The 24,110-nt window shown below is 74.1% G+C and carries 22 protein-coding genes; 14 read left to right on the plus strand and 8 right to left on the minus strand.

Annotated elements, in window-relative coordinates:
- Positions 1-69 precede the first annotated feature (69 nt).
- The 6 genes from ACFRAC_RS16010 (at position 70) to ACFRAC_RS16035 (ending at position 6,385) form a co-directional block, all read left to right on the plus strand.
- The gene (locus ACFRAC_RS16010; protein WP_382924490.1) at positions 70-1,281 is read left to right on the plus strand and encodes a prenyltransferase/squalene oxidase repeat-containing protein; all 1,212 of its coding nucleotides are present in this window, start codon (positions 70-72) and stop codon (positions 1,279-1,281) included.
- A complete protein-coding gene (locus tag ACFRAC_RS16015; RefSeq protein WP_382924491.1) occupies positions 1,278-1,931 on the plus strand; it encodes an SCO2322 family protein in 654 nt (217 codons plus the stop codon). Before ACFRAC_RS16010 ends, ACFRAC_RS16015 begins: the two co-directional genes overlap by 4 nt.
- Positions 1,931-3,118, plus strand: a complete 1,188-nt coding sequence (locus ACFRAC_RS16020) for an energy-coupling factor transporter transmembrane component T (protein ID WP_382924492.1) — start codon at positions 1,931-1,933, stop codon at positions 3,116-3,118. The genes ACFRAC_RS16015 and ACFRAC_RS16020 overlap by 1 nt, the downstream gene beginning before the upstream one ends.
- Entirely contained in the window at positions 3,115-4,812 is a 1,698-nt protein-coding gene (locus ACFRAC_RS16025) for an ABC transporter ATP-binding protein (RefSeq protein WP_382924493.1), read from the plus strand. Before ACFRAC_RS16020 ends, ACFRAC_RS16025 begins: the two co-directional genes overlap by 4 nt.
- Positions 4,809-5,636 carry an ECF transporter S component gene (locus ACFRAC_RS16030; protein WP_382924494.1) on the plus strand — a complete coding sequence of 276 codons (828 nt, stop codon included), beginning with the start codon at positions 4,809-4,811 and terminating at the stop codon, positions 5,634-5,636. The genes ACFRAC_RS16025 and ACFRAC_RS16030 overlap by 4 nt, the downstream gene beginning before the upstream one ends.
- 332 nt (positions 5,637-5,968) lie before the next feature.
- Positions 5,969-6,385, plus strand: a complete 417-nt coding sequence (locus ACFRAC_RS16035) for a transglycosylase SLT domain-containing protein (protein WP_382924495.1) — start codon at positions 5,969-5,971, stop codon at positions 6,383-6,385.
- Positions 6,386-6,446: 61 nt separating this feature from the next.
- On the opposite strand, the gene ACFRAC_RS16040 is transcribed toward ACFRAC_RS16035, so the two are convergent.
- Positions 6,447-7,682 (minus strand): cytochrome P450, encoded by a 1,236-nt coding sequence (locus ACFRAC_RS16040; RefSeq protein ID WP_382924496.1) that lies wholly within the window; start codon positions 7,680-7,682, stop codon positions 6,447-6,449.
- Between the two features lie 228 nt (positions 7,683-7,910).
- On the opposite strand from ACFRAC_RS16040, the gene ACFRAC_RS16045 reads away from it, so the two are divergent.
- Both ACFRAC_RS16045 and ACFRAC_RS16050 read left to right on the plus strand, forming a co-directional pair.
- Complete coding sequence (locus ACFRAC_RS16045) at positions 7,911-9,080, plus strand: steroid 3-ketoacyl-CoA thiolase (protein ID WP_382924497.1); 1,170 nt, start codon at positions 7,911-7,913, stop codon at positions 9,078-9,080.
- Positions 9,081-9,114: 34 nt separating this feature from the next.
- On the plus strand, positions 9,115-10,821 hold the full coding sequence (locus ACFRAC_RS16050) for a hypothetical protein (protein WP_382924498.1): 1,707 nt from the start codon (positions 9,115-9,117) through the stop codon (positions 10,819-10,821).
- Here the strand turns inward: ACFRAC_RS16050 and ACFRAC_RS16055 are convergent.
- Entirely contained in the window at positions 10,754-12,808 is a 2,055-nt protein-coding gene (locus tag ACFRAC_RS16055) for a phosphatase PAP2 family protein (RefSeq protein WP_382924499.1), read from the minus strand. The two genes, ACFRAC_RS16050 and ACFRAC_RS16055, sit on opposite strands and share 68 nt — an antisense overlap.
- A 273-nt stretch (positions 12,809-13,081) precedes the next feature.
- Between ACFRAC_RS16055 and ACFRAC_RS16060 the strand changes: the two genes are divergently transcribed.
- On the plus strand, positions 13,082-13,753 hold the full coding sequence (locus tag ACFRAC_RS16060) for an O-methyltransferase (protein ID WP_382924500.1): 672 nt from the start codon (positions 13,082-13,084) through the stop codon (positions 13,751-13,753).
- 15 nt (positions 13,754-13,768) lie between these two features.
- Here the strand turns inward: ACFRAC_RS16060 and ACFRAC_RS16065 are convergent, their stop codons facing one another.
- Positions 13,769-14,161 (minus strand): hypothetical protein, encoded by a 393-nt coding sequence (locus ACFRAC_RS16065; RefSeq protein WP_382924501.1) that lies wholly within the window; start codon positions 14,159-14,161, stop codon positions 13,769-13,771.
- Positions 14,162-14,259: 98 nt separating this feature from the next.
- On the opposite strand from ACFRAC_RS16065, the gene ACFRAC_RS16070 reads away from it, so the two are divergent.
- Positions 14,260-14,700, plus strand: a complete 441-nt coding sequence (locus tag ACFRAC_RS16070; RefSeq protein WP_382924502.1) for a DUF1992 domain-containing protein — start codon at positions 14,260-14,262, stop codon at positions 14,698-14,700.
- On the opposite strand, the gene ACFRAC_RS16075 is transcribed toward ACFRAC_RS16070, so the two are convergent.
- Both ACFRAC_RS16075 and ACFRAC_RS16080 read right to left on the minus strand, forming a co-directional pair.
- Positions 14,689-15,300 carry a hypothetical protein gene (locus tag ACFRAC_RS16075; RefSeq protein ID WP_382924503.1) on the minus strand — a complete coding sequence of 204 codons (612 nt, stop codon included), beginning with the start codon at positions 15,298-15,300 and terminating at the stop codon, positions 14,689-14,691. The two genes, ACFRAC_RS16070 and ACFRAC_RS16075, sit on opposite strands and share 12 nt — an antisense overlap.
- A 5-nt stretch (positions 15,301-15,305) precedes the next feature.
- Positions 15,306-15,875 (minus strand): hypothetical protein, encoded by a 570-nt coding sequence (locus tag ACFRAC_RS16080; protein ID WP_382924504.1) that lies wholly within the window; start codon positions 15,873-15,875, stop codon positions 15,306-15,308.
- 158 nt (positions 15,876-16,033) lie between these two features.
- Here ACFRAC_RS16080 and ACFRAC_RS16085 point away from each other — a divergent pair, with 158 nt between their 5' ends.
- Complete coding sequence (locus ACFRAC_RS16085; RefSeq protein ID WP_382924505.1) at positions 16,034-16,525, plus strand: GNAT family N-acetyltransferase; 492 nt, start codon at positions 16,034-16,036, stop codon at positions 16,523-16,525.
- A gap of 13 nt (positions 16,526-16,538) precedes the next feature.
- On the opposite strand, the gene ACFRAC_RS16090 is transcribed toward ACFRAC_RS16085, so the two are convergent.
- Positions 16,539-18,608, minus strand: coding sequence for an MDR family MFS transporter (locus ACFRAC_RS16090; RefSeq protein ID WP_382924506.1), 2,070 nt, complete (start codon positions 18,606-18,608; stop codon positions 16,539-16,541).
- A gap of 159 nt (positions 18,609-18,767) precedes the next feature.
- Here ACFRAC_RS16090 and ACFRAC_RS16095 point away from each other — a divergent pair, with 159 nt between their 5' ends.
- Positions 18,768-19,781, plus strand: a complete 1,014-nt coding sequence (locus tag ACFRAC_RS16095; RefSeq protein WP_382924507.1) for a peptidoglycan-binding domain-containing protein — start codon at positions 18,768-18,770, stop codon at positions 19,779-19,781.
- A 25-nt stretch (positions 19,782-19,806) separates the two neighbouring features.
- Here the strand turns inward: ACFRAC_RS16095 and ACFRAC_RS16100 are convergent, their stop codons facing one another.
- Together ACFRAC_RS16100 and ACFRAC_RS16105 are read right to left on the minus strand one after the other, a co-directional pair.
- Positions 19,807-20,475 (minus strand): HAD family hydrolase, encoded by a 669-nt coding sequence (locus ACFRAC_RS16100; protein ID WP_382924508.1) that lies wholly within the window; start codon positions 20,473-20,475, stop codon positions 19,807-19,809.
- 207 nt (positions 20,476-20,682) lie between these two features.
- On the minus strand, positions 20,683-21,261 hold the full coding sequence (locus tag ACFRAC_RS16105; protein ID WP_382924509.1) for a TMEM165/GDT1 family protein: 579 nt from the start codon (positions 21,259-21,261) through the stop codon (positions 20,683-20,685).
- Positions 21,262-21,633: 372 nt separating this feature from the next.
- On the opposite strand from ACFRAC_RS16105, the gene ACFRAC_RS16110 reads away from it, so the two are divergent.
- Both ACFRAC_RS16110 and ACFRAC_RS16115 read left to right on the plus strand, forming a co-directional pair.
- On the plus strand, positions 21,634-22,278 hold the full coding sequence (locus ACFRAC_RS16110; protein ID WP_382924510.1) for an HNH endonuclease family protein: 645 nt from the start codon (positions 21,634-21,636) through the stop codon (positions 22,276-22,278).
- Positions 22,279-22,379: 101 nt separating this feature from the next.
- Entirely contained in the window at positions 22,380-24,020 is a 1,641-nt protein-coding gene (locus tag ACFRAC_RS16115; protein ID WP_382924511.1) for an alkaline phosphatase D family protein, read from the plus strand.
- The last annotated feature ends 90 nt before the right edge of the window (positions 24,021-24,110 follow it).

Below are 24,110 nucleotides of genomic sequence, written 5' to 3' on the forward strand. Positions count from 1 at the left end.
ACGGAGCCGAGCCGCCCGGGGGTCCTCCCGTGCTGTCCGGCTCCCCAAGGGAGAGGGCACCCCCCGATCATGAACGTCCGCCGCAGCGCCGCGGCCCTGGCCGCCACTGTCGTGCTCGGCGCGACCGCGCCCGCCATGGCCGCCGACTCACCGTCCCCGTCGCCGTCGGCGGCCCTTCCCAAGGGGCTGTACGGCACCACCGATCCGACGTACGACGGGGTCTGGCGCCAGTCCCTCGCCCTGCTCGCCCAGCACACCGCGAAGGTGCGGCCCGCCGCGTCGGCCGTGGACTGGCTGACCGGGCAGCAGTGCCCGAACGGGGCGTTCGCCGCGTACCGCGCCGACACCGCCGAGGCGTGTGACGCCAAGGTGATGGTCGACAGCAACAGCACCGCCGCCGCCGTGCAGGCCCTGACGGCGCTCGGCGGCCACGACGCCGTCACCGGCAAGGCCGTGACCTGGCTGAAGTCCGTCCAGAACAAGGACGGCGGCTGGGGCTACACGCCGGGCGGGGCCAGCGACACCAACTCGACGTCGGTCGTCGTCGGCGCGCTGGCCGCCGCGGGCGAGAAGCCGGCCGAGGTCACCAAGGACGGCAGGTCGCCCTACGACGCCCTGCTCTCCCTCGCGTTGCCGTGCGAGGGCGACGACGCGGGCGCGTTCGCCTACCAGCCGGACAAGAAGGGCAAGTTGGCCGCCAACGCCGACGCGACCGCGGCCGGTGTGATCGGCGCGCTCGGCAAGGGCCTGGTCGCGGGACCCGGCGCGAAGGCGGAGGCCACCTGTGCGAAGGCCGGCTCCCCGGAGCAGGCCGCCGCCAACGGCGCCGCCTATCTGACGCGGGTGCTCGCCGAGGACGGTCACCTGGTCTCCGCGCTGCCCGGCGCCGACGACCAGCCGGACTACGGCAACACGGCCGACGCGGTCGTCGCGCTCGCCGCGCGGGGCGGGGCCGGCGCGGCCGCGAAGCCCCTGCGCTGGCTGGAGGGCAACGCCGGCGCGTGGGCGGAGCAGAACGGCCCCGCCGCCTACGCCCAGCTGGTCTTCGCCGCGCACGCCACCGGCACCGACCCGCGGGACTTCGGCGGCACCGACCTGGTCGCGAAGCTGAACGCGACGGGCCCGGCGCCGCAGAAGGCGGCCGAGCCGAGCGCGGACGCCCAGGAGGAGAAGGACGACGACAGCCCGTTCGGCGTCTGGTGGTACGTCGGTGTCTTCCTCGTGGTGGGCGTCGGCATCGGCTTCCTGCTGAGCCGCCGCACCAAGGGCGGGCGGGCGTGATCCGGCGCGCCCTCGCGGTCCTGGTGGCCGCGCTGGTCCTGACGGCCGGCGCGGCCCAGGCCGCCCAGGCCGCCGGGTACCGCTACTGGTCGTTCTGGGAGCGCGACGGCGGCTCCTGGTCGTACGCCTCCGTCGGCCCCTCGCTGTCCCGTCCCGACGACGGGGCCGTGCAGGGCTTCCGCTTCGCCGTCAGCGAGGACTCCCAGGACGCCACGCGGCCCCGGGGCGCGGCCGAGTTCTCCGTGATCTGCGCCCGTACGCCCGCGCAGGAGGGCAGGAAGCGGGTCGCGCTGGTCCTGGACTTCGGTACGGCCGCCGACGCCCCGTCGGGCGAGACGCCGCCGGTGCGGCGCACGGTCTGCGCGCGCGTGGACCCGGACGCGACGACCGCGGACGCCCTCGCGGCCGTCGCCGGTCCGCTGCGGTACGACTCCAACGCCCTGCTGTGCGCGATCGACGGCTACCCGCGCAAGGGCTGCGGCGAGCAGGTCGCGCAGGGCGAGAAGCCCGCGGCCACCGGGAGCGCGGCGGCGGCCGCGCCCGAGGACGACGCGGAGGGCGGCCCCTCGGTCGGCCTGGTGGCGGGGGTCGCGGCGGTCGTGGTCCTGGCGGGTGCGGCGGTCTGGCAGGCCCGACGGCGGCGCGGCTGATGGCAGGCGGGCGCAGCGGTACGCGGAGCGGGGGCGGCCCGGAGGGGGCGATCGCCCCCGGCCCGGCCGAGCCGGACACGGCGCGGGCCGTTCGCGACCCTCTCCACCCCGGCGCCTGGTGGGTCTGGGCGCTGGCGCTGGGCACCGCGGCGACCCGCACCACCAACCCGCTGCTGCTCGCCCTGCTGACCGCGACGTCCGCCTATGTGGTGGCGACCTGCCGCCCCGACGCCCCCTGGGCCCGTTCCTACGGCGCCTTCGTCAAGCTCGCCCTGGCCGTCCTCGTGATCCGGCTGTTCTTCGCGGTGGCCCTCGGCTCCCCCATCCCCGGCACCCATGTGCTCGTCACCCTGCCCGAGGTGGCCCTGCCCGAGTGGGCGCAGGGCATCCGCCTGGGCGGACCGGTCACCGCGGAGACCCTCGTCAGAGCCCTGTACGAGGGTCTGAAGCTGGCCACCCTGCTCATCTGCGTGGGCGCGGCGAACTCCCTCGCCAACCCCGCCCGCCTGCTGAAGTCCCTGCCCGGCGCCCTGTACGAGATGGGCGTCGCGGTGGTGGTGGCCCTGACCTACGCCCCCCATCTGATCGCCGACGTGCAGCGTCTGCGGGCCGCCCGCCGGCTGCGCGGACGGCCCGACCGGGGCCTGCGCGGCCTGGTCCAGGTCGGACTGCCCGTACTGGAGGGCGCGCTGGAGCGCTCGGTCGCGCTGGCCGCCGCGATGGACGCGCGCGGCTACGGCCGGACCGCCGACGTCCCGGACCGGGTGCGGCGCACGACCGCCGCGCTCACCCTGGGCGGACTGCTGGGCGTGTGCGCGGGCACGTACGGGCTGCTGACCGCCGCGGGCGGCACCTACGGACTGCCGGTGCTGCTCGCCGGTCTGGTGGCGGCGCTGGCGGGGCTGCGCCTGGGCGGGCGCCGCTCCCCGCGCACCCGGTACCGGCCCGACCGCTGGGGTCCGCGCGCCTGGCTGGTCGCCGGTTCGGGCGCGGCGGTCGCCGCCCTGCTGACCCTGGCCGCCAGCCGTGAGCCGGCGGCCCTGAACCCGGGTGTGGTGCCGCTGGTCGCGCCCACCCTTCCGCTGTGGCCGGCGGCCGCCGTCCTGCTCGGGCTGCTCCCGGCCTTCGTCAGCCCCGCACCGAGGAAGCCGGCGCCGCGCGGTGCCGCCCGCAAGGAGCCGTCGTGATCCGCTTCGAGAACGTCTCCGTGACCTACGACGGCGCCGCCGGACCCACCGTGAACGGGGTGGACTTCGAGGTGCCCGAGGGTGAACTGGTGCTGCTCGTCGGGCCGTCGGGGGTCGGCAAGTCGACCGTGCTGAACGCGGTCAGCGGGCTCGTGCCGCACTTCACCGGCGGCACCCTGCGCGGCCGGGTCACGGTGGCCGGGCGGGACACCCGCACCCACAAGCCGCGTGAACTCGCCGACGTGGTGGGCACGGTGGGCCAGGACCCGCTCTCCCACTTCGTGACCGACACCGTCGAGGAGGAGCTCGCCTACGGCATGGAGTCGCTGGGCCTGGCCCCGGACGTCATGCGCCGCCGGGTCGAGGAGACGCTGGACCTGCTGGGCCTGGCCGATCTGCGCGACCGGTCCATCGCCACCCTGTCCGGCGGGCAGCGGCAGCGCGTCGCGATCGGCTCGGTCCTCACCCCGCACCCGAGGGTGCTGGTGCTGGACGAGCCGACGTCGGCGCTGGACCCGGCCGCCGCCGAGGAGGTCCTGGCCGTCCTGCAGCGTCTGGTCCACGACCTCGGCACGACGGTCCTGATGGCCGAGCACCGGCTGGAACGCGTCGTGCAGTACGCGGACCGTGTCGCCCTGCTCCCCGCGCCGGGCGAACCGCCGGTCCTCGGCGACCCGGCGGAGATCATGGCGAAGTCCCCGGTGTACCCGCCGGTGGTGGCCCTGGGCCGGCTGGCGGGCTGGACCCCGCTCCCGCTGACGGTCCGGGACGCCCGGCGCCGGGCGGCCGACCTGCGCCGGCGCCTCGGCGACCACGACGCCCTGCCCGGACCCGCGCGCTCCGAGGTCCAGGCCCCGCCGCCGGCCCCTACCACGGCCCCTACCCCAGCCCGCCGCTGGTTCGGCCGCTCCCGCGCCGCGGCGGAGGCGGCCCCCGCCTCCCCGTACGCGGCCGAGGTGAGGGCACTCGCCGTGACCCGGGACCGGGTCCGGGCGCTGCGGCGGGTGGACCTCACGGTCTCCCCCGGTGAGACGGTCGCCCTCATGGGCCGCAACGGCGCCGGGAAGTCCACCCTGCTCAACGCCCTGGTGGGCCTCGTGACGCCGTCGTCCGGGACCGTGCTGACCGGCGGGTCCGCGCCGCACCGCACACCGCCGCGCGACCTGGTCCGCCGCGTCGGCCTCGTCCCGCAGGAACCCCGCGACCTGCTGTACGCGGACACGGTCGCCGGCGAGTGCGCGGCCGCCGACGCCGACGCGGGGGCCGAGGCGGGCACCTGCCGGGCGCTGCTGTCCACGCTGCTGCCGAACGTCCCCGACGACATCCACCCCCGGGACCTGTCCGAGGGCCAGCGGCTGACGCTCGCGCTGGCCGTCGTCCTCACGGCCCGTCCGCCGCTGCTCCTGCTGGACGAGCCGACCCGGGGGCTGGACTACGCGGCGAAGGCCCACCTCGTCGCCCTGCTGCGGGATCTCGCCGGGCAGGGGCACGCCATCGTGCTGGCCACGCACGACGTGGAGCTGGCGGCGGAGCTGGCCCACCGGGTGGTGCTGCTCGCGGAGGGCGAGGTGATCGCCGACGGTCCCACCGCCGAGGTGGTCGTCTCCTCCCCGTCCTTCGCCCCGCAGGTCACCAAGATCCTCGCCCCGCGGCGGTGGCTCACCGTCGCCCAGGTCCGAAAGGCCCTGTCGTGAGCGGCACCGGGCGGCGGACCCGCCCCGTCCGGCTGGGACCCCGGTCCGTGGCGGCGCTCGTGCTGGTCGGCGCGGTGGGGGCCGCCGCGCTCGGCTGGCCGTTCCTCGCCGTGCCCGCCTCCCAGGTGAACGCCCACGCGCAGGACGCGCCGTGGCTGTTCACGGGGCTGCTGATGCTTCTGGTCGCGGTCGTGGCGGCGACGATCTCGGAGTCCGGGCTCGGCCCGAAGGCGGTGGCGATGCTCGGCGTGCTCGCGGCGACGGGTGCCGCGCTGCGCCCGATCGGCGCGGGGACGGCCGGGCTGGAGCCGATGTTCTTCCTGATGGTGCTCAGCGGACGGGTGCTGGGACCGGGCTTCGGCTTCGTCCTGGGCGCGGTGACGATGTTCGCGTCGGCCCTGCTCACGGGCGGGGTGGGGCCGTGGCTGCCGTTCCAGATGCTGTCGATGGGCTGGTTCACCATGGGGGCGGGGCTGCTGCCGGGTGCGGAGCGGCTGCGGGGCCGCGCGGAGGTGGCGCTGCTGGCGGGGTACGGCTTCCTCGCCGCCTTCGCCTACGGCACGGTGATGAACATGGCGGGCTGGCCCTATCTGCCGCGGGACACCTCGACGATCTCCCCGGCGCCGGAGCTGGGCCCCCTCGCCAATCTGGCCCGGTTCGCCGCCTACTGCGTGGCCACCTCGCTCGGCTGGGACCTCGGGCGGGCGATCGTGACCGTGGTGCTCACGGTCGTGCTGGGTCCGGCGGTGCTGAAGGCGCTGCGCCGGGCGACACGGCGGGCGGCCTTCGAGAGCCCGGTCACGTTCGACGCACCCGGACCGTGAGCGCTCGTGCGCCGGGCGTCAGCGCCGCGGTGAACCGCCCCACATGACGCCCGTCACCTACGAAGCGCCCTAGTGGACCGCAGGACTGTCATGGCTGCACCAAAAGGGCCTTTGACCTGCACATTGAGATCCCCGTCACAGGGACACCCCATCCCCGGCATACGGCCACAACTAGCAAATGTGCTCATTGCGGACATCCTCCGCGCCTGTTTTCGTGGAGGACGTCGCACGGCGCCGACGTGCCCTCAGGGCCTCGGCGCCGACGCATGCCAGGCCGGCACCCCCGCGTCCGGCACGCCCGCGGCCCCCCGTCCCCGAACGAAAGGTCCTCCGTGTCCGCCGTCTCCCCCTTCCGCCGCCTCTCCGCCCCGAAGAAGGCCCTCGCCGGTACGGTCCTGGCAGCCGCCGCGGCCGGCACCCTGCTCGCCTCGGCGCCCGCCCAGGCCGCGACGAGCGACGCCTCCTCGGCCCGGCGGGTCGCGCAGAAGATGATCGCGGACTCGGCGCAGTTCCGGTGCTTCTCCAAGATCGTCGACCACGAGAGCGACTGGAACCCGCGCGCCACCAACTCCTCCTCCGGCGCCTACGGCCTCGTCCAGGCGCTGCCGGGCAACAAGATGGCCGAGGCGGGCTCGGACTGGAAGACCAACCCGGCCACCCAGATCAAGTGGGGCCTCGACTACATGAAGGACCGCTACGGCAGCCCGTGCGGCGCCTGGGGCTTCTGGCAGTCCAACGGCTGGTACTGATCCGGCCGGCCCACGTACCGAAAGCGGCGACCCCCGATCCCCGGGTCGCCGCTTTCGCCCGTCAGCCGACGCCGACCCGCAGCTCCTTCACCCCGTTGATCCACGCCGAGCGCAGCCGGCGCGGGTCCCCGGCGAGGGTGAGGCCGGGCATCGCGTCGGCCACCGCGTCGAAGATCAGGTCGATCTCCAGGACCGCCAGGGACTTGCCCAGGCAGTAGTGCGGTCCGCCGCCGCCGAAGCCGAGGTGGGGGTTGGGGTCGCGGGTGATGTCGAAGACGTCCGGGTCGTCGAAGACCTCGGGGTCGTGGTTGGCCGAGGAGTAGAAGAGGCCGACCCGCTCCCCCTTGCGCACCCGCCGGCCGCCCAGCTCGGTGTCCTGGGTGGCGGTGCGCTGGAAGGCCACCACCGGGGTCGCCCAGCGGACGATCTCCTCGGCGGCCGTGGTCGGGCGCTCCCGTTTGAACAGCTCCCACTGCGCGGGGTGGGTGAGGAAGGCGTGCATGCCGTGGGTGATGGCGTTGCGGGTGGTCTCGTTGCCCGCGACGGCGAGCATCAGCACGAAGAAGCCGAACTCGTCGGGGCGCAGGCTCCCCTCGTCCTCGGCCGCCACCAGCGTGGTGACGAGGTCCTTCGCCGGGCACCGCTTGCGGTCGGCGGCCATGTTCATCGCGTAGGCGATGATCTCGGTGGCCGACTCCTGCCCGACCTCCTCGGTGATGGCGTACTCGGGGTCGTCGTAGGCGATCATCTTGTTGGACCAGTCGAAGATCTTCGTCCGGTCCTCCTGCGGGACGCCGATGAGCTCGGCGATGGCCTGCAGGGGCAGTTCGCAGGCGACCTCGGTGACGAAGTCGAAGGTGCCGGCGTGCCCGCGGGCGCCGGCGGCGATGGCCCGGGCCCGGTCGCGCAGGCGGTCCTCCAGGGCGCGGATGGCGCGCGGGGTGAACATCCGCTGCACGATCTGGCGGACCCGGGTGTGCTCGGGCGGGTCCATGTTGAGGAGGATCAGCCGCTGGGCGTCGATGGCGTCGCGCTCGATGTGCTCGTTGAAGCGGATGATCGCGGTGTTGACGGACGAGGAGAACAGCTCGGGGTGCGTCGACACGTACTTCACGTCGGCGTGCCGGGTCACGGCCCAGTAGCCGTCGTCCTGGAACCCGGCGACGTTCCCCCGCTGCGCGATCCAGCGGACCGGTTCGGCCCGGCGCAGCGCGGCGAACTCCGGGAGGGGCACGCGGTGGTGCAGCACATCGGGATCGGTGAAGTCGAACCCGTCGGGAAGCGCTGGACAGGGCATCGGCGGCTCCAGCCATCTGACGGTTCATCAGAACATGGTCGCGGCGAAGGTAGTAACGGGTTCTACAAGAGGCAAGGGGCACGACAGGCCGAATCCGGGCCGGAATCCGCGCGGATCACGACTTCGGAGGCTGCAAGACCCTTGCGGTGACGGACCGCGCGTCAGCAGACTGCGGGGAGAACTAGAACACGTACCAGTTCCGGAGGAGAGCCGAGAGGACCCGCACCCATGGCTGCCGAACCCGTCATCGTCGAAGCAGTGCGCACCCCCATCGGCAAGCGCGGCGGCGCGCTCGCCAACCTCCACCCCGCCTATCTGCTGGGCGAGACCTACCGCGAACTCCTGGGCCGTACCCGTATCCCCGCCGACTGCGTCGAGCAGATCGTCGGCGGCACCGTGACCCACGCCGGCGAGCAGTCCATGAACCCCGCGCGCACGGCCTGGCTGACCATGGGCCTGCCGTACGAGACGGCGGCGACGACCGTCGACTGCCAGTGCGGGTCCTCGCAGCAGGCGGCCCACCTGACGGCGAACATGATCGCCGCCGGGGTCATCGACGTCGGGATCAGCTGCGGCGTGGAGGCCATGTCGCGGGTGCCACTGGGGTCGGGCTCCAAGCACGGGCCGGGCAAGCCGTTCCCCGACGAGTGGAACGTCGACCTGCCCAACCAGTTCGAGGCGGCCGAGCGCATCGCCCGGCACCGCGGGCTGACCCGGCGGGACGTCGACGCGCTCGGCCTGCTGTCGCAGCAACGGGCCGCCACGGCCTGGGCGGAGGAGCGCTTCAAGCGGGAGACGTTCGCCGTGCAGGTCCCGACGACCGAGGAGGAGCAGCACACCGGCCAGGGCATGTGGCGGCTCGTCGACCGGGACGAGGGGCTGCGCGACACGTCCCCGGAGGCGCTGTCCCGGCTCAAGCCGGTCATGCCGCGGGCGATCCACACCGCGGGCAACTCCTCGCAGATCAGCGACGGCGCGGCGGCGCTGCTGTGGGCGTCCAGGCGGATGGCCCGCGCCCTGAAGCTGCGGCCCCGGGCCCGGATCGTGGCACAGGCGCTGGTGGGCTCCGACCCGCACTTCCACCTCGACGGGCCGATCGACGCCACCCGGGCCGTGCTGGGCAGGGCCGGGATGACGCTGAAGGACATCGACCTCGTCGAGATCAACGAGGCGTTCGCGTCGGTGGTGCTGAGCTGGACGCGGGTCTTCGAGCAGGACCTGGAGAAGGTCAACGTCAACGGCGGCGGGATCGCGCTCGGCCACCCCGTGGGCGCCACCGGGGCCCGCCTGATCACCACCGCCCTGCACGAACTGGAGCGCGCGGACAAGGAGTTCGCCCTGATCACGATGTGCGCGGGCGGCGGCCTGGCCACCGGCACCATCATCCAGCGCCTGTAGGCACCCCGTCCCGGCGGCCCACGCCGGGCCGCCGGTGAACGTTCTCACCCGGTCCGGCGTCTACGAACACGTGCCCGAGACCGAACTCGTCAGCAGCCGCACGCGTCCCGCCGGCCCCGCGCCGGCACCCCCCGCCCTCCCGCCGTGGCTGTTCCGGTTCCGGGACCGTCACCGCGTCCCGCTGACCGCCACCCTGCCCGTCCTCCCGCTCTACGCGCTGTGGTGGGGCTTCCTCGCCACCGGCGGCGGGGACCTGGCCGCCCAGTACGCCTGGGCCGGGTTCACGGCCCGGCACGCCGGGTCGGCCTACAACCTGTTCTGGTACGGCGGCACCCACACCGCCAACTACAGCCTCATCTCCCCGTACCTGATGTCCGCGGTCGGCGTCCGGGCCGTCACGGTCGTCTCCGGGGTCGTGGCGACCTGGCTGGCCGCGGTGCTGCTCACCCGGGTCGAGGGCCTGCGCCGCGAGGAGGGCCCGGCCCTCCTCGCGGCGTTCGCCCTGTGGTGCAACGTGGCCTCCGGCCGCACCACGTTCGCGCTGGGCGTGGCCTTCGGGCTCGGCGCCTGCCTGCTGCTGACCGGGCGACGGCGGGTCGTCCTCGCCGCCGTCCTCGCCGCGCTCGCGACGATGGCGAGCCCCGTGGCCGGGCTCTTCCTGGCCGTCGTCGGCGCCGGCTTCCTGCTCGCCCGGGACCGTCCGCGCGCCCTCGCGCTGCTGCTTCCGCCCGCCGTCACCGTGGGGGCGACGACCCTGCTGTTCCCCTTCCAGGGCGAGCAGCTGATGTTCGCCGACCGGATATGGCCGCCGTTCCTGCTGGGCCTGGCCGTCACCGCGTTCGCGCCGCGCGACTGGCGGGTCGCCCGCCGGAGCGGTGCCGTGTACGCCGCCGGGACCGTCGTGACGTATCTCGTCCCCTCGCCGGTCGGCACGAACGTCGAGCGGTTCGCCGAGCTGTTCGCGCCCGCCGCGCTGCTCGCCGTGCTGCTGGCCCGCCCCGAGCTCGCCGGGTGGCGCCGCAGGACCCTGGTCGGCCTGCTGGTGCTGTCCGTCGGCTGGGTCGGCAAGAAGACCGGCGACGACCTGTACGTGTCGACGAGGGTGCCCGCCTGGGCCGCCGAGACGCACGGGGTGGTGCGGGCGCTGGAGGACCTGGGCGCCGGCCGCACCCGCGTCGAGGTCGTGCCGGCCCGCAACCACCGCGAGGCCAGCGGGCTCGCCCCGTACGTCAACATGGCCCGCGGCTGGAACCGGCAGCTCGACATGGAGCGGGCCCGGCTGTTCTACGACGGCTCCTTCTCGGCCGGCACCTACCGGGCCTGGCTGGACCACTGGGCCGTCGGCTTCGTGGTGCTGCCGCTGGGCAAGCCGGACGGCTACGCCGAGGACGAGGCCCGCCTGATACGCGAGGACCGGCCCGACTGGCTGGAGCCGGTGTGGCGGGACGCGCACTGGCGGGTGTTCCGGGTGCGGGACGCCGTGCCGCTGGTCTCCGCGCCCGGACGGGTCGTCTCCACGTCCGGCGCCGACCTCGTCGTACGGATGCCGCGGGCGGGCGGCGCCACCGTGCGCGTCGCCCACTCGCCGTGGCTGCGGGTCGACGGCGCCGGATGCCTGGCGCCGAGCGGCGAGTTCACCCGGCTGACGGTCTCCGCGCCCGGCGAGTACCGGATCAGCTCGGAGTACGGTCCCTCACCGCGGCCCGCGGATCGCTGCGGGGCCGCCTCTCCCCCGAAGTGACGCTCCGCGCGCGCGGGCCCTGGAACACGTACGTCACCCCGAAGCCCGCCGCCACGACCAGCGCGCCGCCCACCGCGTCCAGCACCCAGTGGTTGCCGGTGACGACGATCGCGGTCGCCGTGAGCAGTGGGTGCAGCAGCCCGAGCGCCTTCGTCCACCGTCTCGCGGCGAGCACGGCGACGACCACACCGCACCACAGCGACCAGCCGAAGTGCAGGGACGGCATCGCCGCGTACTGGTTGGTGAGCTCGGTGAGCGTGCCGTAGTCGGGCTGCGTGAAGTCCTGCGGGCCGTTGACCGTGTCGACGACGCCGAGGCCCGGCATCAGCCGGGGCGGCGCGAGCGGGTAGAGCCAGAAGCCGACCAGGGCGAAGAGTGTCGCGAAGCCGATCGCGGTGCGGGCCCAGCGGTAGTCGACGGGCCGCCGCCAGTACAGCAGGCCCAGGATCACCAGCGGCACGCCGAAGTGGAACGACTCGTAGTAGAAGTCGAAGAAGTCCCGCAGGCCGCCGGCCGCGACGACGGCGTGGTTGGCCCAGCGCTCGATGTCGATGCCCAGCGCGCGTTCCACGGAGAGGATCCGCGCCCCGTTCCCCTCGGCGGTGGCCCGGCCCGACCCGGAGGAGGGGCCTGCCATGGCGAGGCGGATCTGCGCGTAGGCGGAGTAGGTGACCCGGATCAGCACGAGCTCGAAGAGCAGGTTGGGCCGGCTGACCGCCCGGCGCGGGAAGGACACGAGCGGAATGTGCCGGAACCGGGACGGGACCGGGTCCGCGTACCGCGTCGGCACCGGCGTCCGCCAGTACGGCGGGGTGCGCGGCAGGAACGGCACGACGACGGCCGTGGCGAGCGCGGCGCACAGCACGAGGTCGGCGCGCAGCGGCTGGAGGACCACCTTGTCCGGCACCAGCGTGTCCGCCGGCAGCGTCATGACCAGCACGATCGCGACCGGCCACGCGTACCGGTCGCCGGCCCGCCGGCCGACGCGGCCGACGACCGTGAGCAGCACCCACAGCAGCTGGTGCTGCCAGGCGGTGGGCGACACGGCGATCACCGCGCAGCCGGTGACGGCGACGGCGAGCAGGAGCTGACCGTCGCGGGCGTAGCGCACGGCGCGGCGCAGCGCGAGCACGGCGACGGCGGCGCCGAGGACCAGCAGGAGGGCGATCTCGAGGGGCCCGGACAGGCCGAACCGGAGCAGGGCGCCGTGCAGGGACTGGTTGGCGAGGCCGTCGGCGGGCCCGCCCAGACCGAGGCCGGCGGTATGGCGGACCCAGTAGGTGGCCGAGTCACGGGGCATCGCCGCCCAGGCCAGCAGCGTGCACCCGGTGAACACGGCCCCGGTGGACAGGGCGGCCCGCCGCCGGCCGGTGCACCACAGCAGGGGCGTGAACAGCAGCAGGGTCGGCTGGAGGGCGGCCGCGAGACCGATGAGGACCCCGCTGAACCGCTCCCCGCGCACGGCGAAGCACCCGAGGAGGACGAGCAGGACCGGGATGATGCTGGTCTGGCCCAGGTGGAGGGCGTTGCGCACCGGCAGCGACACCGTCAGCAGGCTGATCGCGACGGGCGCGGCCAGCACCGAGGTGCGCCGGCCGACCGGCGGTGGCAGGGCGCGGGCGGCCACCAGTCCGAGGGCGACGACGAGCAGGAGGGTGCCGAAGGTCCAGCCCCAGCCGAGCGCCTCCTCGGCGGCACGGGTCAGCGGCTTGAGGGCGAGTCCGCCGAACGGGGTGCCGGTGAACCGCTCGGAGTCGTACAGCGAGCCCTTGAGGTGCAGGACGCCGGCCGGGCCGACCCAGATCTCCAGGTCGGTCAGCCGCTCGCCGCGCGGGGTGGCGAGGACGGCGGCCACCTGGCGGACGCCGAGGGACGCGGCGATCAGCCACAGGCCGAGCCGGAGGACCCGCACGCGTGCGTGGACGGTTCCGGCCGCCGTGGCTCCGGCTGCCTCGGCCGGTCGCCCTCGGTGCTCCGCCTTCGCCACGCCTCGTCGGCCTCCCGCCCCGATGCGCCCCGCGTGTCCGACGGGGAATCTTCGAAACGCAGGACGGCTCGGACCGTCCTCCGGGGAAACGCAGGCACAGCCCATTTCGCCTGACATCTTCGCCTTTTTCCGTGACCATAGTCGGCGGTCCGCCCGTTCGCCTCCGGTGACGCGGCGGGCGGGCGGGCCCCGGCCGCCGCCTCACCGGGGGATCCTGGAACGTCAGCCGCGATCCGGCCGGAACACCCGGCCGGCTGTCCGAAAGGCGATGCGATGAGCGAGTCTCAGCTCTGGGGCGATGTCGACGCGTACTTCACCGAACAGCTCGCCCGGGAGGACGACGCCCTGGAGGCGGCCCGGCGCGAGAGCGACGCGGCGGGTCTGCCGAGCATCAATGTCACCGCGCCCCAGGGGAAGCTGCTGCGGCTCCTCGCCGAGATCCAGGGCGCCCGCAACATCCTGGAGATCGGCACCCTCGGCGGGTACTCCACGATCTGGCTGGCCCGCGCGCTGCCCGCCGACGGCCGGCTGGTCACGCTGGAGTACGACGCCCGGCACGCCGAGGTCGCCACCCGCAACCTGGCGCGGGCGGGCCTGGACCGGATCGTGCAGGTGCGGGTCGGCCCGGCCCTGGAGTCGCTGCCCAAGCTGGCCGACGAGAACCCCGCGCCCTTCGACCTGGTGTTCATCGACGCCGACAAGGCCAACAACCCGCACTACGTGGAGTGGGCGCTGCGGCTCACCAGCACGGGCAGCCTGATCGTCGTCGACAACGTGGTGCGGGGCGGCGCCGTCCTGGACGCGGACAGCGACGCGCCGGACGTACGGGGCACCCGCGCCGCGGTGGAACTGATCGGCCGGCACCCCCGGTTGAGCGGCACGGCGGTGCAGACGGTGGGCGCCAAGGGCTACGACGGGTTCCTGCTGGCCCGGGTGCGGGCGTGACCGGGCCGGGCCGGTTCAGCCCTCGTGGTAGAAGCCGACGTTGACGCTGCGCGGGGCGGTGCGGTCGTGGACGACGATCTCACCGCTGCCGCCCCTGGGCAGCGACACCGTCTGGCCGTACCCGATGGGCTGGACCTGGCCGGCGACGGTCAGCCGCACCTCGGAGGACGGGTCGGCCTGCGAGCCGCGCAGCCAGGTCACGTGCCAGCTGCCGTCGGCGGCGCACTGGAACTCCAGGTGGACGCGCGAGACGAACAGCCAGTCGTCGGGGGTCGCCAGCCGGCACACGGACCGGTCCCGGCCGACCCGGAGCACGGCGCCCGGCTCGCTGGGCGCGTCGGCCATGAGCATGCCGGCCGTGGCGCCCTCGTCCGCCGCGGACACGGCGGCCATGGTGAGTTCGAGCACGTGCGCTCCTTCTGAAACGTCCTTGCCCGACGGCCGGTTCGACCATCGACGCCGCATGATAAATCGCCCGGCGCGGTCGTGTCCGGCACAATGAACTCATGACCGAGCGAAAGCCTCCCGGTGTGCCGTTCGAGTCCTGGGTCGACCACCAGATCAGCGAGGCGCAGGGGCGCGGCGACTTCGACCGTCTGCCCGGCGCCGGCCGGCCGCTGCCGCGCGACCTGGAGGCGCCGTACGACGAACTGTGGTGGGTGAAGCGGAAGATGGCCCGCGAGGGCCTGTCGGTGCTGCCCCCGGCGCTGGCGCTGCGCAAGGAGGCCGAGGACGCGCTGGCCGCGGCGTACGCGGCGCCCACGGAGCGCGCCGCCCGGAAGATCATCACGGACGTGAACGTCAAGATCCGGGACATGCTGCTGAAGCCGCCGCCCGGCCCTCCCCTGGGCCGCCGGCCGTACGACGTCGACGAGGTCGTACGGGAGTGGCGGCTGCGCCGGGAGGGACGCCGGGCGGCGGACGGGACGGGTGCGTCAGACGTGTAGGAGCCGTTCGGCCAGCTCGCGGTAGTCGCGCAGCGCCAGACGCAGCTGCTCGGTGTCGGCGGCCCCGTCGGAGTCCTGCCAGGACCTGCGCAGGGTGCGGCGTCGCTCGGTCAGGGCCTCGGTGAGCCGGCCGAGCAGGTCCTCGACGGCGCCGTCGGCCTCCTCGACGGCGGCCTGCGGCCGGTCGACGAAGTGGGTCACGGCGTCCCGCACGCGCAGCTCCAGCCGGTCGCGCTCGTCGTGCGGCAGGAGGGCGGTGTGCGGGGAGGCCGCGCCACCGGTGCCGTGGCCGGTGGTGCCGTGAGTCCCGTGGATGCCGTGCGTTTCGTGCGTTTCGTGCGTGCCGTGCGTTTCGTGGGTGCCCTGCGTTTCGTGCGTGCCGCGGCTTTCGTGCGTGCCGTCGGTCCCGCGTGCCGTCCCGTCGGGGGAACCGGTGCCCGGGGTGCCGGTCTCGCGGGCGTCGCGCAGGCCGGCGGCCTCGGCCGCGGTGCCGTCGTGCGGGCCGGTCCGTCCGTCCTCAGAGGTGGTGGGCCACCGGTCCGGGCCGGTCCCGGTCCGGGCGTCCTCGCGTGCGTCGGTGTTGTCGGTGACGTCCTTCATCTGCCTCAGCTCCTCCCCGCGTGCGTGCGCTCGGAGGACCGGCGGGACCCTCCGACGAGTTCCTCGAACAGGCTGCGCCCCTCCAGCAGGGCCGCGCGCATCTCCTCCGTGTCGGACCCGTTGCGGGCGACGTGGTGCAGATGCCGGTAGCCCTGCACATGGGGAGCGTGGTGGACGGCGAGCGCCTCCAGCTGCTCCTCGTACCGGTCGCCGGCCGGGAAGCCGCGGGCCGCCGCCGCCTCGGCGAGCAGCCGCTCGGCCTCCGCGACCGCCTCGCGGGGCGCGTCGACGAAGTGCTCCTGGGCCGCCGCCCAGCGCGTCTCGAAGCGCTCGGCGTCGGCCGGGTCCAGGGCGCGCTTCTTCAGCCCGCCGTGCCGCTCGACGAGTTGGGCGAGCTCGTGCTCGGCCGCCTTGGTGTCCCCGTCGTGGCGGGCCACGGCCCGTTCGTATTCGGGCCCGAAGCGCCGCTTCAGGCCCCGGCTGCCCTGGGCACCACGGGTGCGCAGGGCCAGGGCGGCCACGCCGAGGACGACGACGACCGCAATCACGATCAGAATGATCACGCCAGTTGACATGGACGTCGTGTTGCCGGTAAAAGGCGTCTCAAACGGCTACGGTGCATACGGCGTACGGAAGTTCACGCTGGGCGGCGTTCATCCACACGCTCCCGGAAGCCGTCGGCCCCGCACAAACCAGGTGCCACCGCCCGGTCCCCGGTGTCACGATGGCGGCCATGTCCTGGACCGTCGCCCCCGAACCCCCCGGCTCCCCCGCCGCCATGGCGCTCTGGCGGGCGTACTACACGGAGGTCAGCGACCGCTGGTACCTGCTGCACGAGGGGCGGCGTACCGACCCGGCGGAGCTGGAGCGGGAGATCGCCGCACCCACCTGGGACGAACTGCGGCCCCCGCGCGGCACGTTGCTGGTGTCCCGGTGGGCGGGCGAGCCGTCCGGCACGGCGGGTGTGCGGCTCCTGGACGCCGGGACGGCCGAGCTGACGCGGGTGTTCGTCCGCGACGCGCTGCGCGGCCGGGGCGGCGGACCGGTGCTGGTGCGGGCCGCCGAGGACGCGGCGCGGGCCCTGGGGGCCGCCCGCGTGGTCCTCGACACCCGGCACGACCTGGTGGAGGCCCGCGCCCTGTACGCCCGGCTCGGCTACGCGGAGAGCGCCCCGCACAACGACGACCAGTACGCCGAGCACTGGTTCGCCAAGGCGCTGGCCTGACGTCCGGCGCGCCTCACGCCTCGGCGGGCCGCGCCCCGTTGTGCGGCTGCTCCCGGTCGCAGCCGCACAGCTCGTCGTTGAGCTCCTTCACCAGCTGCACGAGGTCGGTGGGCCGGTCGGGGCCCCACCAGTCCCCCAGCAGCACGGCCAGCGACTCCTCCCGGACGCGGGCCAGGTGCTCGGCGACCTCGCGGCCCCGGTCGGTGAGCACGAGGTCCACCCCTTCGCGGACGGCCAGCCCGCGTCCCTCCACCTGCCGGGCGGCGTCCAGGATGACCCGCAACGGCACGGAGGCGCGGTCGGTGAGGACGGCCGGCTCGACCCAGCCGTACCGCTTGATCCGCAGCAGCAGCCAGCTCGCCGCGGGCAGCAGGTCGTACCCGGCCCGCTCGGTGATGGTCACGTAGATCCGCCGGCGGCCCTCACGGGTGCCGAGCACCGACAGCGCCCGGCACACCTCGTCGTACGAGGAGCGCTCCACCGGGTTGCTCGCCAGTGTCTCGGTGACGTCGGGGGCGGTCACCGATCCGCGCAGCGTGTCCTCGCGCAGGAACCAGGCCAGCACGAAGCCCAGCAGGGCCACCGGGACGGCGTACAGGAACACGTCGGTGATGGCCGTCGCGTACGCGTCGAGCGCCGCCGGGCGCAGGGCGGCGGGCAGTTCGGCGATGCCGCGCGGGTCGGCCTCCAGACCTTCGAGGGAGGCGCCGGGCGGCAGTTCCACGCCGCGGAAGGCGTCCACGAGGAGGTCGTCGAGCCGGTTCGCGAAGACGGTCCCGAAGATGGCCACGCCGAACGAGGCGCCGATGGAGCGGAAGAACGTGGCGCCCGAGGTGGCGACGCCGAGGTCCTCGTAGGGGACGGCGTTCTGCACGATCAGCACGAGGACCTGCATCACCAGGCCGAGGCCGAGCCCGAAGACGAAGAAGTACACGCTCATCACGGCGGTGGAGGTGCCGGTGTCGAGCTGGTGCAGGAGCAGCAGCCCGAGGGCGGTGACCCCGGTGCCGGCGATCGGGAAGACCTTCCAGCGGCCGGTGCGGCTGACGATCTGCCCGGACCCGGTGGACGACAGCAGCATGCCGGCGACCATCGGGAGCATGTGGACCCCGGACAGGGTGGGGCTGATGCCTTGAACGACCTGGAGGAACGTCGGCAGGTAGGTCATCGCGCCGAACATGGCGAAGCCGACGATGAAGCTGATGACGGCGGACAGCGTGAACGTGCGCACCCGGAACAGCTTGAGCGGCAGCACGGGTTCGGCGGCCGCCCGCTCGACGGCGACGAAGACGAACCCGAGCACGACGGAGGCCACCGCGAGCCCCACGATCTGCGCCGAGCCCCACGCCCAGGTCGTCCCGCCGAGGGACGCCACCAGCACCAGGCCGGTGGCGACGGCGGCGATCAGGAGGGTGCCGAGGTAGTCGATGACGTGCTTGGTCCTCCGGCGCGGGATGTGCAGCACGAGGGCGATGACGACGAGCGCGACGACGCCGACGGGGAGGTTGACGTAGAACACCCACCGCCAGCTCAGATGCTCGGTGAACACGCCGCCGAGCAGCGGCCCGAGGACGCTGGTGGCGCCGAAGACCGCCCCGAACCACCCCTGGTAGCGGCCGCGTTCGCGGGGCGGGACGACGTCCCCGACGATCGCCATGGACAGCACGATCAGGCCGCCGCCGCCCAGGCCCTGCAGGGCGCGGAAGGCGATGAGCTGGATCATGTCCTGCGCCATGCCGCACAGAGCGGAGCCGACGAGGAAGATGACGATCGCGATCTGGTACAGCCGTTTGCGCCCGTACTGGTCGCCGAGCTTTCCCCACAGCGGGGTGGCGGCCGTGGACGCCAGCAGATACGCCGTCACGACCCAGGACAGGTGCTCCAGACCGCCGAGGTCGCTGACGATGGTCGGCAGGGCGGTCGACACGATGGTCTGGTCGAGCGCGGCGAGCAGCATGCCGAGGAGCAGCGCGCCGATGGAGACGAGGACGTTGCCCGACACGTTCTCGTGCGGCTCGGCCCGCCTCGTCGAGGGCTGCGTGTCACGCACATCCCCCGCTCCGCCGTGCGCATCCCCGGCCATGAAGACCTCCCGACCGTCTCGTCATCCCCTCCATCGTGATCGCTGTATCCCGTTATGGCCTGTTGAGTTCTCCGCGGAACCGGTCTTCCGGGGGTATGCGAAGAAGCCGTGGAGAGCGTCTGCATAATCTGGGGAGCTCGCGAGGGGAGGGACCGACGCGTGACGGAGCCGAGGGGAACCGAGGGGGCCGGGGGCACACAGCACCCGGACGGCCGGGCGTGCCCGCGGTGCGGGACGGCGAGGGCGGCCGACCGCACCCCGGCGTGCGACTGCGCCCAGGACGTGTCGGACGCGCTGCGTGAGGCGCGTACGGCCGAGGCCGCGGCGGCGGAGGACTTCGATCCGCTGCGCATACGCCCATACGTGGAGTTGGAGGGCGCGGGACCGCCGGACGTCGGGGAGACGATGGCGCTGCGCGCGGTGTCGGCGCCTGCCGCGCCGGCCTCCACGCTGCCCACACCGCTGGCGCCCGGGGCGAGCGCGCCGAGCGCCCAGGACCTGAGCCTGTTCGACCCGGCCACCGCCACCCTCCGGGTGGTGGACGACGGCACCCGGGGGACGGCGGCGGGCGGGCGGCACCGGCGTACGGTCCTGCTCGGCGCGGGCGGCGCGGTCGTCGCCGTGGTCGCGGCGGCGGGCCTGGCGAGCGGGTTGTTCGCGTACGACGCCCCGTCACGGGACGAGGCGCAGCCGAAGGACGTCAGAGCGGGCGTGCCGGCCCCGTCGGCCGGCACCCCGGAGACGACGCGGGCGCCGGGTGCGAGCAGCGCCGCTCCGCCGGCGTCGGCGTCGGTGTCCGCGTCCCCGTCCGGCAGCCCGACGGAGTCGCCGTCGCCCTCCGCGTCGGGCGCCTCCCCGACGCCGTCGCCCTCGGCGGAGCCGTCGCGGAGCCCCAGCACGGCCGCGAGCAGCGCGCCCGCGGACGGGGACCTCGCCGCCGACCCGGAGCCGCCCGTGCTCAGCCGGGGCTCACAGGGCCCGGAGGTGGTCGAGCTGGAACTGCGCCTGACCCAGCTGCGCCTGTACACGCGGCCCGCCCGGGGGACCTACGACCAGCATCTGCAGGACGCGGTCTCCCGGTACCAGTGGGCGCGGGGCATCTCGCCGGAGGAGTGGGGCGTGTACGACCTGAAGACGCGGCAGCGGCTGGAGTCGGAGACGAGCGAGCCGTGACGCCGCGCGGCGGGCCCGCGCGCGGTCAGCCGACGACGAGCCGGATCGCTCCGCCCCCGGCGGCCTCCACGCGCACCTGCCGCAGGTCCTGGACGAGCACGTCGGGCCGGTGGAGTCCGGCGCGCGGCCCGACGCCGACGACCCGCATCCCAGCCGCGCGCCCGGCCTGGATGCCGGCGCCGGAGTCCTCGAAGACGACGCAGTCGGCGGGGGCGGCACCGAGTTCCGCGGCGCCCTTGAGGAAGCCCTCGGGGTCGGGCTTGCTGGCGCCGACGGACTCGGCGGTCACCCGCACGTCCGGCAGCCCGAGACCGGCGGCGGCCATCCGCGCGGTGGACAGCGCGACGTCGGCCGACGTGACCAGGGCGTGCGGCAGCCCGCGCAGGGAGGCCAGGAACGCGGACGCCCCGGGCACCGGCACCACGCCGTCCATGTCGGCGGTCTCCTCGGCGAGCATCCGCGCGTTGTCCGCGTGGTTCTGCTCCATGGGGCGGCCGGGCAGCAGCAGGGCCATCGAGGCGTGGCCCTGCCGTCCGTGCACGACCTTCATCACCTCGTCGCCGTCCAGCCCGTGCCGGTCGGCCCAGCGGCGCCAGATGCGTTCCACCACGGCGTCGGAGTTGACGAGGGTGCCGTCCATGTCGAGCAGGAGGGCACGGGCGGTGAGCACGGTGGGAAGGGTGGCGGCCGGCATCGGCGACTCCAAGCGGGGGGTGCGGCGTGGGGGCGCCGGGACGGCCCCCGGGAGGACAAGGTGGATCCGCCCGCCGGTCAGGGAAAACGGGCGGAGCCACTTTGTTTTTCTACGGTACAAAACCGAGGGCCGATCGCGCCACCACATCCGGGAACGTTCACCGGCCGTTCAGCTCACCCCGCCGGGGTCACGCGTACCCGCCGGGGCTCAGGCGATCGCCTCGTAGAGGCTCCACACGCCCAGGCCCAGCATCAGCAACGCCGCGATCCTGGTGATCAGCTTCAGCGGCACGCGGCGCATCAGCGCCTTGCCGCCGACGATCCCGAGGGCGGCCACGCTCCACAGCGCCAGCACGGCGCCGAGGCCGACGGAGATCGGGTCGTCGTAGCGGGCGGCGAGGTTGGCGGTCATGATCTGGGTCAGGTCCCCGAACTCGGCGACCAGGATGAGCATGAAGCCCGCGCCGGACACCTTCCAGAAGGACTGGTTCTCCGGCTTGCGGACCTCCTCCTCGCCCTCGTCCTTCCTCAGCAGCAGCACGGCGGCGCCACCCAGGAAGAGGACGCCGGTCAGGGCGTGCACGATCTGCTGAGGCAGCAGGGTGAGGACACTGCCGGCCGCCACGGCGAGCACGACGTGCACGGTGAAGGCGGCGGCGACACCGGCGAAGACGTACGAGGCGCGGTAGCGGGTGCCGAGCACGAGTCCGGCGAGCGCGGTCTTGTCGGGCAGTTCGGCGAGGAAGACGACGCCGAAGACGACGGCCATCACGGTCAGGCTGATCAAGGGTCCTCAATCGGTCGGGGCTGCCCCACCGAGAACGCGCTCTGCGCTGCGACACCTCGGCACGGCAGCGCACGGGGCGCCCGCACCGGAGGCACGGACGTGCACTGCTTGCCGAAGGTCTCGCTGGCCGACCCCGTGACCGAGGTCCGCCTCCGGGCGCCGGCTCAGACGAGCTGAGCAGTATGTCGACGGTCCGGCGAAGAGCTACTCCCCTTCTGCTGTCCCCATCATACGCGAAACGTTTCGTCGTAAACCTTGTTATGTCATGTACGCGCCACTAACTTCTTACCGCGCGCACACCTCCCCGCAACACGGCGTCGCGAGCATTCCCGTGCCCGGACGCCAACACCCCCAGCCCACACAGGAGTTCGCATGCCCACGTTCTACGCGCGTCGACGCGTCAGCATACTCGCGGCGCTGACCGGCGTCATCGCCTCCGTCGGACTCTTCACCGGCCCGTCGGCCTCCGCCGCCCTCCCCACCCCGGTCAGCGCCGCCACCGCGCGCAGCTACCTCTCCCAGCTCACCGTCGCCACCGAGAACCGCACCGGCTACGACCGCGACCTCTTCCCGCACTGGATCACCCAGTCCGGCGCCTGCAACACCCGCGAGACCGTCCTCAAGCGCGACGGCTCGGGCGTCGTCACCGACTCCTCCTGCGCCGCCACCAGCGGCAGCTGGTACTCCCCCTACGACGGCGCCACCTGGACCGCCGCCTCCGACCTCGACATCGACCACGTCGTCCCGCTCGCCGAGGCCTGGGACTCCGGCGCCGGCTCCTGGACCACCTCCCTGCGCCAGGCGTTCGCCAACGACCTGACCCAGCCCCAGCTCATCGCCGTCACCGACAACGTCAACCAGGCCAAGGGCGACCAGGACCCCGCCACCTGGATGCCCTCCCGCACCGCCTACCGCTGCACCTACGTCCGCGCCTGGGTGCAGGTGAAGTACTACTACGACCTCTCCGTCGACTCGGCCGAGAAGTCCGCCCTCACGTCGTACCTCGCGAACTGCTGACGCACCCGCCGCTCGACGGCCCCGGTGAAACCGTGATCCCGGGGGCCTGTCCGTCCCCCTCCGTCGTTCCGTACCGTACGGAGCGACGGAGGAGGCATCACGTGGCGGAACTGCGCCTGGGTCCACTGCTGAGGTACGCCGACGGCTCGGCCGCGACCGTATGGGTCGAGGCGAGCCGCCCCTGCACCGCGGAGGTACGGGTCGCCGGCCGGTCCGCCGGCACCGCGCACACCTTCCAGATCGCCGGCCACCACTACGCGCTGATCCCCGTGACCGGACTCGCCCCCGGCACCGACCACCCCTACGAGGTGCTCCTCGGCGACACCCCCGTATGGCCGCTGCCCGGCTCCCCGTTCCCGCCCTCCGTCATCCGCACGCCCGCGCCCGGCGACCCCGTCCGCCTCGCCTTCGGCTCCTGCCGCTGGGCCGCCGCCCCCGTCGGCGAGAAGGACCCCGTCGGCCCCGACGCGCTGGACACCCTGGCCGCCCGCATCGCCGCCGGGTCCCACGGCGAACGCCCCGACGTCCTGGTCCTCGTCGGCGACCAGGTGTACGCCGACGAGACCTCCAAGGCGACCCAGCGCCTGCTCGCCGCCCGCCGCGACCTGGACGACCCGCCCGGCGCCCAGGTCGCGGACTACGAGGAGTACACCTACCTCTACTACGAGTCCTGGCTCGACCCCGAGGTGCGCTGGCTGCTGTCCACCGTGCCCAGCTGCATGATCTTCGACGATCACGACGTCATCGACGACTGGAACACCTCCGCCGCGTGGCTCGCCGACATGCGGGCCACCGCGTGGTGGCGCGAACGCCTGCTCGGCGGCCTCATGTCGTACTGGGTGTACCAGCACCTCGGGAACCTGCCCCCCGGCGAACTCGCCGCCGACCCCCTCTACGCCGCCGTCCGAGAGGTCCCCGACGGCACCGAGCTGCTGCGCGACTTCGCCTGCGTGGCGGACACCGACCCGGCCTCCGTGCGCTGGAGCTACCGGCGCGACTTCGGCCGCGTACGCCTGCTCATGGTGGACAGCAGGGCCGCCCGCGTCCTCGACGAACAGGCCCGCTCGATGCTCGACCCCGGCGAGGCGCGCTGGCTGCGCGAGCAGGCGCTCGACGCGCCCGAGACCTGCGACCACCTGCTGATCGGCACCTCGCTGCCCTGGCTCCTGCCGCACCTCGTGCACGACGTCGAGGCGTGGGACGCCGCGCTGTGCCGGGGCGCCCGCGGGGAGCGCTGGGCCCGATTCGGGGAGAAGCTGCGCCGCGCGGGCGACCTGGAGCACTGGGCGGCCTTCCCGGAGTCCTTCGACGCCCTGGCCGACCTCCTGGCCGAGGCCGGGTCCGGCCCGGACGCCCCGGCGACCGTGTGCGTCCTGTCCGGCGACGTCCACCACGCCTACGTCGCCGAACCCACCTGGCCCGGCGGCGACGGCCCCCGCGCCAGGATCCTCCAGCTCACCTGCTCCCCCGTGCACAACGCGGTCCCCGCGGCCATCCGGTTCGGCTTCCGCTTCGGCTGGAGCGGACTCGCGCGCGGCCTCGGGGGCTGGATCGCCGGGCACGGCCGCTCCCGGCGTCCCAGGATCAAGTGGCGGCGCACCGGCGGCCCCTGGTTCGGCAACCAGCTGATGACCCTGACACTCAGCGGACGCACGGCACGGCTGCGGCTCGACCAGGCCCGGGCGAGACGCCGCGCCCCGGCACAGCTGCGGACGGTCATGGAAACGGACCTCACCCGCTGACCCCGCCGGTCCGACGACGGTGAACACGCCACGTGGAACACGCAAGCCCCCGATGAACCGGATGTCACACCAGCCGCGTACGCTGTATGG

The organism is Streptomyces sp. NPDC056628, assembly GCF_042792555.1.
Lineage (GTDB): Bacteria > Actinomycetota > Actinomycetes > Streptomycetales > Streptomycetaceae > Streptomyces.

Bases quoted from the DNA above. Each gene is read 5' to 3' on its own strand.
- ACFRAC_RS16070 (WP_382924502.1), top strand. From the start codon at position 14,260: ATGACCGAGCGAAAGCCTCCCGGTGTGCCGTTCGAGTCCTGGGTCGAC.
- ACFRAC_RS16110 (WP_382924510.1), top strand. From the start codon at position 21,634: ATGCCCACGTTCTACGCGCGTCGACGCGTCAGCATACTCGCGGCGCTG.
- ACFRAC_RS16045 (WP_382924497.1), top strand. From the start codon at position 7,911: ATGGCTGCCGAACCCGTCATCGTCGAAGCAGTGCGCACCCCCATCGGC.
- ACFRAC_RS16040 (WP_382924496.1), bottom strand. From the start codon at position 7,682: ATGCCCTGTCCAGCGCTTCCCGACGGGTTCGACTTCACCGATCCCGAT.
- ACFRAC_RS16020 (WP_382924492.1), top strand. From the start codon at position 1,931: ATGGCAGGCGGGCGCAGCGGTACGCGGAGCGGGGGCGGCCCGGAGGGG.
- ACFRAC_RS16010 (WP_382924490.1), top strand. From the start codon at position 70: ATGAACGTCCGCCGCAGCGCCGCGGCCCTGGCCGCCACTGTCGTGCTC.
- ACFRAC_RS16085 (WP_382924505.1), top strand. From the start codon at position 16,034: ATGTCCTGGACCGTCGCCCCCGAACCCCCCGGCTCCCCCGCCGCCATG.
- ACFRAC_RS16080 (WP_382924504.1), bottom strand. From the start codon at position 15,875: ATGTCAACTGGCGTGATCATTCTGATCGTGATTGCGGTCGTCGTCGTC.
- ACFRAC_RS16075 (WP_382924503.1), bottom strand. From the start codon at position 15,300: ATGAAGGACGTCACCGACAACACCGACGCACGCGAGGACGCCCGGACC.
- ACFRAC_RS16060 (WP_382924500.1), top strand. From the start codon at position 13,082: ATGAGCGAGTCTCAGCTCTGGGGCGATGTCGACGCGTACTTCACCGAA.
- ACFRAC_RS16090 (WP_382924506.1), bottom strand. From the start codon at position 18,608: ATGGCCGGGGATGCGCACGGCGGAGCGGGGGATGTGCGTGACACGCAG.
- ACFRAC_RS16100 (WP_382924508.1), bottom strand. From the start codon at position 20,475: ATGCCGGCCGCCACCCTTCCCACCGTGCTCACCGCCCGTGCCCTCCTG.